Origin of the sequence: Streptomyces sp. NPDC093598, from assembly GCF_044764825.1 — a bacterium.
Taxonomy (GTDB): Bacteria; Actinomycetota; Actinomycetes; order Streptomycetales; family Streptomycetaceae; genus Streptomyces.
The window spans coordinates 154,462-167,215 of the sequence record NZ_JBIWIV010000014.1 but is presented as its reverse complement, the minus strand read 5'-3'; the positions used below and the strand labels follow the sequence as shown (position 1 = coordinate 167,215).

Genomic DNA, 12,754 nt, shown 5'->3' with positions numbered 1-12,754 from the left:
GCCTCCGCCGCCCGGCCGTCTCCTCACCGTCCCCCGCAGGTACGCGACTTACGACGCTGAGGTACGACGACGTGACACGACAGATCAGCCGCCGGAGCATGTTGACGGCAGCGGGCATCGGTATCGCTACGGGTACGGGTATCGGTGCGACCGCGCTCGCCACCCCGGCCGGCGCTGCCGACGCCCCTCTCCTTCACCCCGGGCTGCTGCACACCCGTGCCGATCTGGACCGTATGGCGGGCAAGGTGAAGGCGGGTGCCAGACCCTACGCCGCCGGGTTCGCCGAACTCACGGCCAACCGGCATGCGCAGAGCGGCTGGCAGGCGAATCCGCAGGCGGTCGTGTACCGGGGGTCGGGTTCGCCCGAGAACTACCGGATCCTCTACAACGACATCCACGCCGCCTACCAGAACGCCCTGCGCTATCACGTCAGCGGCGAGGAGGCGCACGCCGACACCGCCGTGGCGATCCTCAACGCCTGGTCGGGGAAGCTGACCCGGCTGGAGGGCAGTGCCGACCGGTTCCTCGCGGCGGGGTTGTACGGGTACCAGTTCGCGAACGCCGCCGAACTCGTGCGGGACCACGGCGACTTCGATCTCGGGCGGGCACGGGAGCTGCTGCTGAACGTGTTCCATCCCCTCAGCGACGACTTCTTGACCCGTCACAACAACGCCGTCGTCACCAACTACTGGCCCAACTGGGACCTGACGGCCATCGCCTGTGTCCTCGCGACCGGGATCTTCTGCGATCAACGGGCCGTCGTGGAGCGGGCCGTGGAGTACTTCAAGCACGGGGACGGGATGGGGTCGGTGCGGCACGCCATTCCCGTCGTGCACGAGGACGGGCTCGGGGAGTGGGTCGAGGCCGGGCGGGATCAGGGGCATGCGCTGCTCGGGGTCGGGCTGATGGGCACGGTGTGCGAGATGGCGTGGAACCAGGGGATCGATCTGTACGGCTACGACGACAGCCGGTTCCTCAAGGGGGCGCAGTACGTGGCCAAGTGGAGTCTGGGCGGGGACGTGCCGTACACGGCGAACACGCGGAAGAAGGGGGCGATCGGAGGGTGGTCGGGGAGCGAGACCGCTTCTGATGTCGCGGGCGTCGATCCGGGGATGACCCGGCCCGTGTGGGCGATGATCGCCAATCACTACACCAAGCGGCGGGGGCTGTCGGCGTCGTACGTCACGCGGGCGGCTGCCAAGGCCGCGCCTGAGGGTGGGGGTGGGGATTACGGGCCCAACAGCGGGGGGTTCGACCAGCTGGGGTTCGGGACGCTGGCGTTCACCCGGGACCGGGTGGAGGGGGCGGTCGGTGGCGCCACACCGAATCCGACTCCGAGTTCGGGTCCCGGTCCGTCCGGTGGGTCACGGGGTGCCGGGGGTGTCCGGCCGCAGGCGTCGGCGTCCCCGGTTGCAGGGGACGACCTGGCCGCGACCGGTTCCGGGGATGCGGCGGGCTGGGCCGCCGCGGCTGGTGTGAGCGCTGTCGCGGGCGGATTGCTGTTGTTGCGGCGGCGGGATCGGGTGCGGGGTGGCGGCGCGGCCGAGTAGCACGGGATACGGGGCGGGGGCGCTGCTTTGCGGCGGGGCCGGGGTGAGGCCCCGGCCTCGGGGCGGGGTCCCTTGTGGTGGGGTCGGGGACAGGTCCCGGCCTCACGACAGGACCCCGCCCCACCACGAACCCGGCGACAGGAGACCCCCGCCCCACCAGCATCATCAGGTCCCGGACCAGGATCTGCCCCTTGCCGTCCGGCGCCCGCCCCTTGGGGCGCCTCCGGGCCGCAAGGGGCTGCTCCAGGACCTGCTTGGCCGGGTCGGCCAGCAGGGTGGCCTTGAGCACCTCCTTGTCGCGGAGCCTCCCCCGCGGCCGGCGGCGCTGCCGGTACGCCGTGCTCTACGTCGTCACCGGTCGGGACGCCGTGGAATCGGAGCCTCCTGTGTCGCCCTCACCCGCACCGCTGTCCGCCGCCGTCAGCGGCTTGGCGATGTCCTCCAGGGAGCGGCGTTCCGCCTTGACCGCCAGGAGCGCCGCGACCAGGCCCCCCAGGCACATCAGTGTCGCGCCGATCGAGAACGCGAGGACCGTGTCGCCGACGACACCGGATTCCGTGAGCTTGGCGAAGAGGAGCGGGCCGCTGATGCCGCCCGCTGCCGTGCCGATGGCGTAGAAGAAGGCGATCGACATCGCCCGGGTCTCCATCGGGAAGACCTCGGAGACCGTCAGGTAGGCGCTGGAGGCGCCGGCCGAGGCGAAGAACAGGACCGCGCACCAGCAGGCCGTCATCGTGCCCGCACTCAGGGAGCCCTGGTCGAAGAGCCAGGCCGTGCCGAAGAGGAGCAGACCCGAGAGCAGGTAGGTGCCGGAGATCATGATGCGGCGGCCGACCGTGTCGAAGAGTTTACCGAGGAGCAGCGGGCCGAAGAAGTTGCCGAGTGCGATGACCGCGAAGTAGTAGCCGGTGCTGCCGCTCGGGACGTCGAAGAACGTCGTCAGGATCGCGCCGAAGCCGAAGGTGATGGCGTTGTAGAGGAACGCCTGGCCGATGAAGAGGGAGAAGCCGAGGATGGCGCGCTTGCGGTAGTCGGAGAAGACCGTGCGGCCGATCTCCAGGAAGGAGACGCTGCGGCGCTGGTGGATGGTGATCTCACCCTCGGGACGCGGCAGCGGCTCACCCCTCTCCTCCTCGATCTTGCGTTCGATGGAGGAGACGATGCGTTCCGCCTCGTCGTCGCGGCCGTGGATCAGCAGCCAGCGGGGGCTTTCGGGGACGTGCCGGCGGACGAGGAGGATCACGAGGGCGAGGACCGCGCCGAGCGCGAAGGTCAGGCGCCAGCCGACGTTCGCCGCGAAGATGTCCGTGTCCAGCGCGACGATCGACAGCAGTGAGCCGAAGACCGCGCCCAGCCAGAAACTGCCGTTGATCATCAGGTCGGTGCGGCCGCGGTACTCCTTGGGGATCAGCTCGTCGATCGCGGAGTTGATCGCCGCGTACTCGCCGCCGATGCCGAAGCCGGTGAGGAAGCGGAAGAGGAAGAACCACCAGGTGTCGAAGGCGATCGCGGTGAGGGCTGTGGCCGCCAGGTACACCGCGAGGGTGATCATGAAGAGTTTTTTACGCCCCCACTTGTCGGTCAGGCGGCCCCAGAACAGGGCGCCAAGGCAGGCGCCCGCCACGTACAGGGCGGCCGCCATGCCGGTGACCTCGCCGGAGGTGATGGGCAGGCCGCTGCCGGGTTCCGACAGGCGGCTCGCGATGTTGCCTACGACGGTGACTTCCAGACCGTCGAGAATCCACACGGTGCCGAGACCGATGACGATCGTCCAGTGCCAGCGCGACCACGGGAGGCGGTCGAGGCGGGCGGGGATGTCGGTCGTCAGGGTTCGGCCGGTCTCGGCTTGCGTGGTGCCCATGGGCTCCCTCCTCATCGAGCGAACCCGGTTCTAGTGCCCTGAGCGGTTTCTCTTACGCCCTGAGCGACCTCTCTCACGCCCCGAGCGCGTGCGACACCGTGTAGATGAGCAGGCCGGCCAGCGAGCCGACGACCGTGCCGTTGATGCGGATGAACTGCAGGTCGCGGCCGATGTTGGCCTCGATCTTCTTCGTGGTGTGCTCGGCGTCCCAGCTCGCCACCGTGTCCGTGATCAGGGAGGTGATCTCCTTGCGGTAGGTGGTGACGACGTAGACGGCCGCGTCCTCCACCCACTTGTCGACCTTGTCCTGCACCTTGCGCTCGGCCGCCATCCGCGAGCCCAGCGACAGCAGGGACGCGCGCACCCGCAGCCGCAGCTCGCTGCGTTCGTCCTCCGCCGCCGCGACGATCATGGATCGTACGGCCGTCCAGGCGCTGGCGATGAGGTCCTGGACCTCGCCGCGGCCCAGCACCTCGCCCTTGAGCCGCTCGATGCGGGCGCGGGTGTCGGTGTCGGACTGGAGGTCGCCCGCGAAGTCGGTGAGGAAGCGGTCCATGGCGCCGCGCGCGGGGTGGGCGGGCATGTCGCGCATCTCGGTGGCGAAGCGCAGCAGCTCCCGGTAGACCCGCTCGCCGACCTTCCGGTCGACGAACTTCGGCGTCCAGCCCGGGGCGCCGCCCTCCACGGCGTCCATCACCTCGTCGCGGTGCAGCACCAGCCAGTCGTGGGCGCGGGTGACGACGAGGTCGACGACGCGTTTGTGGCCGCCGTCGGCGACGACCTTCTCCAGCATCTTGCCGATGCCGGGCCCGATCTCCTGGGCGTTGGCGCGGCGCGTGATGGCCTCGCCGACGACGGCCTGGACGTCGGAGTCGCGCAGGACCGTCAGGGCGCCGCGCAGGGCGGTGGACAGCTCGGCGGTGACCCGGTCGGCGTGTTCGGGGACCGCGAGCCAGGCGCCGAGGCGGCTGCCGATGCCGACGGCGCGCAGCCGCTGCCGTACGACGTCCTCGGAGAGGAAGTTCTCGCCGACGAACTCGCCCAGGGAGACGCCGAGCTGGTCCTTCTTGGTGGGGATGATCGCGGTGTGCGGGATGGGGATGCCGAGGGGGTGCCGGAAGAGGGCGGTGACGGCGAACCAGTCGGCGAGCGCGCCGACCATGCCCGCCTCGGCGGCCGCGGCGACATAGCCCGCCCAGGGGCCGGCGCCGGAGTTCTGCGCCCACTTGGCGAGGACGTAGACCACGGCCACGAACAACAGGAGTCCGGTGGCGGTGAGCTTCATCTGCCGTACGCCGCGCTGTTTCTCCTCGTCCGCGGGGCTGAAGGTCGTCATCGCACGGTTCACGGCGGCACCGGGCCGGGCATGCTGCCCTCCGACACCGGCACCCTTTTCTTCCACCTTTGTCCGTTCCATCCGCTCCACCCGCTTGGTGATCCCGCACACATTGTCCCTTCCTGACCGACTCCTGGAACGGAACAGGAGTTCCCGGCGTCTGTCGGGAGGGGGTATTGCCACGGGGTCCTGTGAGCTTCCCCCGGTCCATGACGCATCATGGGCACATCAGATCGGAGCCTTGGGCTCCCATCGCCCGAGGAGAACAACACAGCATGACCCGAGGACGTGGTTACGCCCTCTTGGGCGTGGTCGTCGCAGCGATCATGGCCCTTTCCACCGCCCTATACGTCGGAGTGGCGTCCGACGACGGCACACGCGACCGGAACGCCCTCGGCGACGGCCGCGTCCCGCACAACTCGGCCGCCCCGGCCTCCACCGGCACCTGGGTCGGCACGTGGTCCACGTCCCCGGCCGCCGCCGAGCCCGGCACCGAGACGACGGGCATGGCGAACCGGTCGGTGCGCAACGTCGTCCACACCAGCGTCGGCGGTACGAGTGCCCGCGTGACGCTGTCCAATCTCTACGGCCAGTCGCCGCTGAACATCACCCGGGCGACGATCGCCGTCTCCGCGGGCAGCGGTACGGCGGCGGCACTCACGGACACCATGCGGCAGCTGACCTTCGGCGGCGGGCCCACGGTCGTCATCCCGCCCGGCCGGCAGGTGATGAGCGACGCGGTGCGGGTCGTCATCCCCCACGACTCCGACGTCCTGATCACCACGTACACGCCGACCAGCTCCGGCCCGGTGACGTACCACCCGCACGCCCGGCAGACCTCCTACGTCGCCCAGGGCGACCACGCGCAGGACGCGACGGGCACGCCGTACACCGAGCAGAGCGTCTACTGGCGCTACCTGACCGCGCTGGACGTGCTGAGCAACGAGTCCGACGGCACGATCGTGGCCCTCGGCGACTCGCTGACGGACGGCATCACCTCCACGTCGGGCGCCAACAACCGGTGGACCGACGTGCTCTCCGACCGGCTGCGCGCGGAGATCGCGGCCGGGCGGGACCTGCCCCGCTACAGCGTCGTCAACCAGGGCATCAGCGGCAACCGGGTCCTCACCGACGGACTGGGCCGCCCCGCGGACAACCCCAGCGGGCTCAACCGCTTCCAGCGGGACGTGCTGGAGCGGACGAACGTCAAGGTCGTCGTCATCGACCTCGGCGTCAACGACATCCTGCGCAACCCGCGCCTCGCCGACCCGAACGCGATCCTCGACGGGCTGCGCACGCTGGTGGGGCAGGCGCACGCGCGAGGAGTGAAGGTGGTCGGGGCGACGCTGATGCCGTTCTACGGGCACCGGGGGTACACCGACGCGCGTGAGGCGGTACGCCAGACGATCAACGCGGAGATCCGCGCCGGGCGGGTGTACGACGCCGTGGCCGACTTCGACCAGGCGCTGCGCGACCCGTACGACCCGCGGCGGCTGCGGGCCGACTACGACTCGGGGGACCATCTGCACCCCAGCGACAAGGGGTACGCCCGGATGGCGGAGTCCTTCGACCTGGAGACGCTGAAGGGGTCGGCGCCGGCGGAGCTGTAGTCCCGTCCCGTCCCGTCCCGTCCCGTCCAGTACCTTCCCGTGCCCGTCGCCTGTCCGCAGGCGGCGGGCACACGGCTGCCGGGGCTCAGTGGTCAGTGCTCAGTGGTCAGTGGTCAGTGCTCAGTGCTCAGTGCTCAGTGCTCCCAGTGCGAGTCCCGACGCGGCTCGTCCAGTTCCCTCCGCCCCGCCCTGCGCTCCAGCTTCTCCTGGCGGCGCTCCTCCCGGATCCGCAGCTTCTCCGCCCGGGTCAGCTTCCGCTGGACCCCGACGCCACCCCAGAACGCGAAACCCGTGACGACGACCCGCGGCGCGCCCGGCTCCCCCGGCACGCCCTCCTCGCGGTGGTCGAAGCCGCCCATGATGCCGATGCCGCGGACCACGACCTCGACCCCGGGCGGCACGATCACATCCACCCCGCCCATGATCGCGATCGCGTTGATCTCGACCTCGCGGTCCGCGAAGTTCGCCTCGCGCAGATCGATCTCCCCGCCGCCCCAGAAGGCCAGGCAGGTGAACCGCCGGGGCATCGTCCAGCACCCCTTGCGCTGGAAGCCGGACATCACGGCGACGCCCCACGTGGAGGTCCCCTCGCCGCCGACGATCCGCCCGGACCAGTCCGGGCCGGCGGCGGGACCCTTCGTCAGGGACACCGACGGCGCGGTGACGCCCTCGGCCGGCAGGTCCCGGGTGACGGGCGCCAGTTCCCCGTACGTCCGCGCCCTGTACGTCGCGTCCAGCCGCTCCTCGAACTCCTCCATGTCGAGACGTCCCTCCGCGAGGGCGTCCCGCAGGATGCCGGCGACCCGTTCACGGTCGGCGTCGGAGGCGCGGAGGTCCGGGACTGCGTCGTCGGTCATACACAGCAGATTACGAGTTACCCGTCCCTGGCACTATGCGGTCGCACGCTCCGCGTACATCTTGGCGATCACCGCCTCGATGTCCGGCTCCCGCACCGACAGGTCCACCAGCGGGTATTCGGCCGCGATCCGCGCCACGAGCGGAGCCGCCGACTCCCCCGCCGGGAACGCCAGCCACTGCCGCGGCCCGTCCACACGGACGACCCGCGCGGGCGCCGGCGCCTCGATCGGCGGCAGTTCCCGCTCCAGGTCCACCACCAGGGTCCGCTCGCTCTCCCCCGCCTCGTGCAGCCCGGCGAGCGGACCGTCGTACATCAGACGCCCGTGGTCGATGACCATCACCCGCTTGCACAACTGCTCGATGTCCTGGAGGTCGTGCGTGGTCAGCAGCACCGTGGTGCCACGCTCGGTGTTCAACTCCCGCAGGAACTCCCGCACCTTGGACTTGGACACGACGTCCAGCCCGATGGTCGGCTCGTCGAGGTACAGCACCTCCGGGTCGTGCAGCAGCGCCGCCGCCACGTCGCCGCGCATCCGCTGGCCGAGGGAGAGTTGCCGCACCGGCACGTCCAGCAGGTCGCCGAGGTCGAGGAGTTCGACCAGGCGGTCGAGGTTCTCCCGGTAACGGGCGTCCGGGATCCGGTACATGCGGTGCATCAGCCGGTAGGAGTCGAGCAGCGGCAGGTCCCACCACAGCGTCGTCCGCTGCCCGAAGACCACGCCGATGCGGTGCGCGAGGCGCGTCCGCTCCTCGGAGGGGTTGATCCCGGCCACCCGGAGCCGGCCCGCGCTGGGCGTGAGGATGCCGGTCAGCATCTTGATCGTGGTGGACTTGCCGGCGCCGTTCGGCCCGATGTAGCCGACCATCTCGCCACGCTCCACCCGGAAGGCGATCGAGTCGACGGCCCGCACCTGCCGCCGCTCCCGCTTCAGGAAGCCGGTCTTCTTGCGCACCTCGAAGACCTTCTCCACACCGTCGAGTTCGATGAACCCGCTGTCCGAGAACCCGCGCTCCGAGAACCCGCTTTCCGACCCGGTCAACTCAGCTCCCTGTACTCCGGTACGAACGAAGGCCCGTCCGCCACGCCATCCCCGCCAGCACACAGCAGACCACCGCCACCAGCGGCGAGGCGAACGCCGTCCACCCCGGCAGCCCGATCGGGTACGGCCGCCCCAGCACATGGGCGGCGGGCACCCAGTTGACGAAGGCCAGCGGCACCATGAAGGTCACGCCCCGCACCAGGTCCTTGCCGAACACCGTCGGCGGATACTGCAACAGCGTCGTCCCGCCGTAGGTGAAGGCGTTCTGCACCTCCGCGGCGTCCTGCGCGTAGATCTGGAAGGCCGCGCCCGCCACGAACACCGCCGAGAAGATCGCCGCGCCGCTGATCACCATCACCGGCACCAGCAGCACCTTGGCCGCGCTCCAGTCGACGTCCACCGACACCAGCGCCCAGCCCAGCACCACCGCGCCCTGGGTGATCCGGCCCAGCCGGCGCAACGCGAACCGGTCGGCCCCGACCTGGGCGAGCACCGGCGCCGGACGCACCAGCAGCGTGTCGAACGAGCCGTCGCGCATCCGGGCGCCCAGGACGTCCATCGAGCCGAGCGCCAGATCGGCGATCCCGAACGACGTCACCGACAGCCCGTACAGGAGGGCGACCTCCGGCAGCGACCAGCCGCCCAGCGAGTCGACCTGCGAGAACATCAGCAGGATCCCGACGAAGTCCAGGCCGGTCACCGTCAGGTTCCCCAGCACCGTGACGACGAAGGAGGTGCGGTACGTCATGCTGGACCGCACCCACATCCCGGCGATCAGCCGGTAGGCCCGCAGCCCCTCCGCCAGGGCACCGCGCTCACCCACCCTGCACCACCACCCGCCGCGTCGCGGCCGACTGCACCAGCCTGCCCGCCGCCAGCAGCGCCACCGCCCACGCCGCCTGGAAGGCGAACGCCCTGAGCGGGCTCGTCTCCCCCATCAGCACGTCCGCCGGCATCTGGATCTGCGCCGCCCACGGCAGCACCCGCACGATCTCCCCGAGCGCGCCCGGGAAGGCGTTCAGCGGCAGCACCATGCCCGAGAAGAAGACCCCCGTGACCATCAGGACCTGACTGACACCCATGCCGTCCATCAGCCAGAACACGCTCAGGGCCGCCAGGTAGCGGATCGCGAAGCTCACGACCGTCGCCAGCAGCAGCGTGACCACGAAAGCCGCCCACGGGGTGACCGCCGTCGGCAGCGCCATCGGGAAGAAGACCGCGCCGAACACGAACGGGACCACCCCCCGCCCCAGCATCTGGAACAGCGCCCGCCCCACGTCCCCCGCCAGCCACCACAACTGCAGATCCGCCGGCCGGTACAGGTCGACGGCGATCTCACCGGTGCGGATGCGCTCCATCAGATCCTTCTCGGCGCCCCCGCCCTGGATCGCCAGCGTCGCGTACAGGCACTGCCCCAGCCAGACATAGGTCACGGCCTGCGCCTGGTCGTACCCCCCGAGATGCGGCTTCTCGTCCCACAGGGCCAGATACGTGTAGACGAGGATGACGCCGAAGACCGTGTTGGTGAACACCCCGGCCACCGTGGCCGCCCGATACGTCGCGTACCGCCGGAAACCGCCCGCCGCGACGGCCGCGTACAACCGTCCCGAGCCCACATCCACCGCCCTCCTCGCCGCCCGGCACCGAAGCGCAGGAGCCTAGTGGCCCGGCGAACGGGCATGCCACGCAATTTCGGTGAGCGGCTCAGGTGGCGCGGGGCGAGTGCGCACCGGCCCAGACGGTACGATCCGTTGCGTCCGCGTGGGCCGAGGCGCCCGTGGCCAGGGCGAGCAACGTGGCGGCGGTGCCGGCCGGGCGGAACGTACGAGCTGTCGCGATCCACGGTCGTGTCACCCTCCGGGCGCATGTCGCAAGGCGAGATCGCGATTCGGGCAGGCGTGCGGAAGAGCGCGGTTCACCCTGTGTCCACCCGCGCGCTCACCGTGCGCGGCCCGCCTCACCACACGGCTCACAGCCCGGCCCTCGATCAGGGAACTGATCAACGGATGGGACAGTCTTCATCACCGGGGCGCAAGAGCGAGCAGAGACGTACGGGAACGACGTACGACGCGAAACAGGAGTCCGTGCACGACATGAGTGACGAGCCTCAGCCGCAGCAGCCGAATCCGGGCTGGGCATCGAGTCAGCCGCAGCCGGACGGCGGCCCCGGCACGCCCAAGGCGGCCGGGAAACCGAAGCGGACCGGCTGGCGCCGGATGATCCCGACCTGGCGCATGACGCTCGGCGGCTTCGTCATCGTCGTCCTGCTGCTGGTCGGCGGCTTCTTCCTGGGCTACTCCCTCGTGAAGATCCCCCCGGCCAACGCGCTCGCCACCAAGCAGGCCAACGTCTACCTCTACGCGGACGGCTCCGTGATCGCCCGCGACGGCGAGGTCAACCGGGAGAACGTCACCCTCCCGCAGATCTCCAAGGACGCCCAGCACGCGATCCTGGCCGCAGAGGACCGCGACTTCTACACCGAGTCCGCCGTCGACCCCAAGGCCATGGTCCGCGCCGCCTGGAACACCGCCCTCGGCAAGGGCAAGCAGTCCGGCTCCACGATCACCCAGCAGTACGTGAAGAACTACTACCTGCGCCAGGACCAGACCGTCACGCGCAAGGCCAAGGAGTTCTTCATCGCCATCAAGCTGGACCGCGAGGTCAGCAAGGACCACATCCTCGAGGGCTACCTCAACACCAGCTACTTCGGCCGCAACGCCTACGGCATCCAGGCCGCCGCCCAGGCCTACTACGGCATGGACGCCAAGGACCTCGACCCGGCCCGCGCCGCCTACCTCGCCGCGCTCGTCAACGCCCCCAGCCAGTACGACGTCGTCGCCCACCCCGAGAACCGCAGGGCCGCCGAGTCGCGCTGGAACTACGTCCTGGACGGCATGGTCAAGAAGGGCTGGCTCAACGAGTCGCAGCGCGCCGGCATGAAGTTCCCCATGCCGAAGGAGTCCACCCTCTCCACCGGCATGTCCGGGCAGCGCGGCTACATCGTCCGGATCGTCAAGGACTACCTGGTCCAGAACAAGATCGTCGAAGAGAGCAAGCTCGACGCCGGCGGCTACCGCATCACGACCACCCTGCAGAAGGGCAAGCAGGACGCGTTCGTGAAGGCCGTCAACGACAAGCTGATGTCCAAGCTCGACAAGAAGAACAACAAGGTCGACACCTACGTCCGCGCGGGCGGCGCCTCCGTCGACCCCAAGACCGGCAAGGTCGTGGCCATGTACAACGGCGTCGACTACGTCAAGCAGTACACCCCGAACGCCACCCGCAGGGACTTCCAGGTCGGCTCCACCTTCAAGCCGTTCGTGTTCACCTCGGCCGTCGAGAACCACTCCGAGACCCAGGACGGCCGCGTCATCACCCCGAACACCATCTACGACGGCACCAACAAGCGCCCCGTCCAGGGCTGGACCGGCGACCCCTACGCCCCCGAGAACGAGGACCAGCACTCCTACGGCGACATCACCGTCACCGAGGCCACCGACAGCTCCGTGAACTCGGTGTACGCGCAGATGGCCGCCGACGTCGGACCCGCGAAGGTCAAGCAGACCGCCATCGACCTGGGCATCCCCGAGACCACCCCCGACCTCGCCGACGGCCCCGCCATCGCGCTCGGCACCGCCACCGCCAGCGTCCTCGACATGGCGGAGGCCTACGCCACGCTCGCCAACCACGGCCGGCACGGCACCTACACGATGGTCGAGAAGGTCACCAAGGAGGGCACGCCCATCGAGCTGCCCGAGCGGCGCACCCGGCAGGCCGTGAGCCGCGAGGCCGCCGACACCACCACCTCCATGCTGCAGAGCGTCGTCCAGAACGGCACGGCCTCCGCCGCCCAGGCCGCGGGCCGCCCCGTCGCCGGCAAGACCGGCACCGCCGAGGAGGACACGGCGGCCTGGTTCGCGGGCTACACCCCCGACCTCGCCACCGTCGTCTCCGTCATGGGCCAGGACCCCGTCACCGCCGCCCACAAGTCGCTGTACGGCGCCATGGGCCTGCAGCGCATCAACGGCGGCGGCGCGCCCGCCGAGATCTGGACGCAGTTCACCCAGGACGCCCTCGAGGGCAAGCCCGCCAAGGAGTTCGACCTCAGGCTCCAGCCCGGCGCGAACGTCTCGCAGGCCCCCAGCAGCGACGCCCCGGCCGACCCCACCCCCGGGGCCACCACCGACGGCGGCACGACCACCGGAGGCGAGGACACCGGCACCCAGACGCCCGGCCAGACCCCCAGCGCCCCCGAGGGGCAGACCGAGGGCCAGACCGACGGCGGCACCACCGACGGCGGCACCGGCGGCCAGTCCCCCACCGGCGGCGGCACCGCGGACGGCGGCACGACCGACGGCGGCACCGCCACCGACGGCGGAACGACCGACGGCGGTACGACGACGGGCGGTGGCGGCGACGCGAGCGGCGGCGGCGCGACGGGCGGCCCGACCGGCCCCGGCTGGGGCGTGGTCCCGCAGGGCGCCCGCCGCGAGTAGCAC

Annotated in this window: 9 protein-coding genes; 3 read left to right on the top strand and 6 right to left on the bottom strand. The window is 70.6% G+C overall.

Going from position 1 to position 12,754, the window contains the following annotated elements; all coding sequences use genetic code 11:
• Positions 1 to 98 precede the first annotated feature (98 nt).
• On the top strand, positions 99 to 1,550 hold the full coding sequence (locus ACIRDU_RS30845) for an alginate lyase family protein (protein WP_403585483.1): 1,452 nt from the start codon (positions 99 to 101) through the stop codon (positions 1,548 to 1,550).
• Positions 1,551 to 1,893: 343 nt separating this feature from the next.
• Here the strand turns inward: ACIRDU_RS30845 and ACIRDU_RS30840 are convergent, their stop codons facing one another.
• Together ACIRDU_RS30840 and ACIRDU_RS30835 are read right to left on the bottom strand one after the other, a co-directional pair.
• Positions 1,894 to 3,411: an MFS transporter gene (locus ACIRDU_RS30840; protein ID WP_403585480.1), complete on the bottom strand. Its 1,518-nt coding sequence runs from the start codon at positions 3,409 to 3,411 to the stop codon at positions 1,894 to 1,896.
• A 73-nt stretch (positions 3,412 to 3,484) separates the two neighbouring features.
• Entirely contained in the window at positions 3,485 to 4,828 is a 1,344-nt protein-coding gene (locus ACIRDU_RS30835; RefSeq protein ID WP_403585477.1) for a DUF445 domain-containing protein, read from the bottom strand.
• Positions 4,829 to 5,022: 194 nt separating this feature from the next.
• On the opposite strand from ACIRDU_RS30835, the gene ACIRDU_RS30830 reads away from it, so the two are divergent.
• On the top strand, positions 5,023 to 6,357 hold the full coding sequence (locus ACIRDU_RS30830; RefSeq protein ID WP_403585474.1) for an SGNH/GDSL hydrolase family protein: 1,335 nt from the start codon (positions 5,023 to 5,025) through the stop codon (positions 6,355 to 6,357).
• Between the two features lie 134 nt (positions 6,358 to 6,491).
• On the opposite strand, the gene ACIRDU_RS30825 is transcribed toward ACIRDU_RS30830, so the two are convergent.
• The 4 genes from ACIRDU_RS30825 to ACIRDU_RS30810 are packed head-to-tail and all read right to left on the bottom strand — an operon-like array spanning position 6,492 to position 9,871.
• Positions 6,492 to 7,214, bottom strand: a complete 723-nt coding sequence (locus ACIRDU_RS30825; protein WP_403585472.1) for a DUF1707 domain-containing protein — start codon at positions 7,212 to 7,214, stop codon at positions 6,492 to 6,494.
• Positions 7,215 to 7,247: 33 nt separating this feature from the next.
• Positions 7,248 to 8,255, bottom strand: coding sequence for an ATP-binding cassette domain-containing protein (locus ACIRDU_RS30820; protein ID WP_403585469.1), 1,008 nt, complete (start codon positions 8,253 to 8,255; stop codon positions 7,248 to 7,250).
• A 1-nt stretch (position 8,256) separates the two neighbouring features.
• The gene (locus tag ACIRDU_RS30815) at positions 8,257 to 9,078 is read right to left on the bottom strand and encodes an ABC transporter permease (protein ID WP_403585467.1); all 822 of its coding nucleotides are present in this window, start codon (positions 9,076 to 9,078) and stop codon (positions 8,257 to 8,259) included.
• The gene (locus ACIRDU_RS30810; protein ID WP_403585565.1) at positions 9,071 to 9,871 is read right to left on the bottom strand and encodes an ABC transporter permease; all 801 of its coding nucleotides are present in this window, start codon (positions 9,869 to 9,871) and stop codon (positions 9,071 to 9,073) included. The genes ACIRDU_RS30815 and ACIRDU_RS30810 overlap by 8 nt, the downstream gene beginning before the upstream one ends.
• Before the next feature lie 477 nt (positions 9,872 to 10,348).
• Here ACIRDU_RS30810 and ACIRDU_RS30805 point away from each other — a divergent pair, with 477 nt between their 5' ends.
• Entirely contained in the window at positions 10,349 to 12,751 is a 2,403-nt protein-coding gene (locus ACIRDU_RS30805) for a transglycosylase domain-containing protein (RefSeq protein WP_403585465.1), read from the top strand.
• Positions 12,752 to 12,754 lie beyond the last annotated feature (3 nt).

Coding starts and splice junctions, on each gene's coding strand:
- ACIRDU_RS30840 (WP_403585480.1), bottom strand. CDS start 3,411: ATGGGCACCACGCAAGCCGAGACCGGCCGAACCCTGACGACCGACATC.
- ACIRDU_RS30835 (WP_403585477.1), bottom strand. CDS start 4,828: ATGGAACGGACAAAGGTGGAAGAAAAGGGTGCCGGTGTCGGAGGGCAG.
- ACIRDU_RS30830 (WP_403585474.1), top strand. CDS start 5,023: ATGACCCGAGGACGTGGTTACGCCCTCTTGGGCGTGGTCGTCGCAGCG.
- ACIRDU_RS30845 (WP_403585483.1), top strand. CDS start 99: ATGTTGACGGCAGCGGGCATCGGTATCGCTACGGGTACGGGTATCGGT.
- ACIRDU_RS30805 (WP_403585465.1), top strand. CDS start 10,349: ATGAGTGACGAGCCTCAGCCGCAGCAGCCGAATCCGGGCTGGGCATCG.
- ACIRDU_RS30825 (WP_403585472.1), bottom strand. CDS start 7,214: ATGACCGACGACGCAGTCCCGGACCTCCGCGCCTCCGACGCCGACCGT.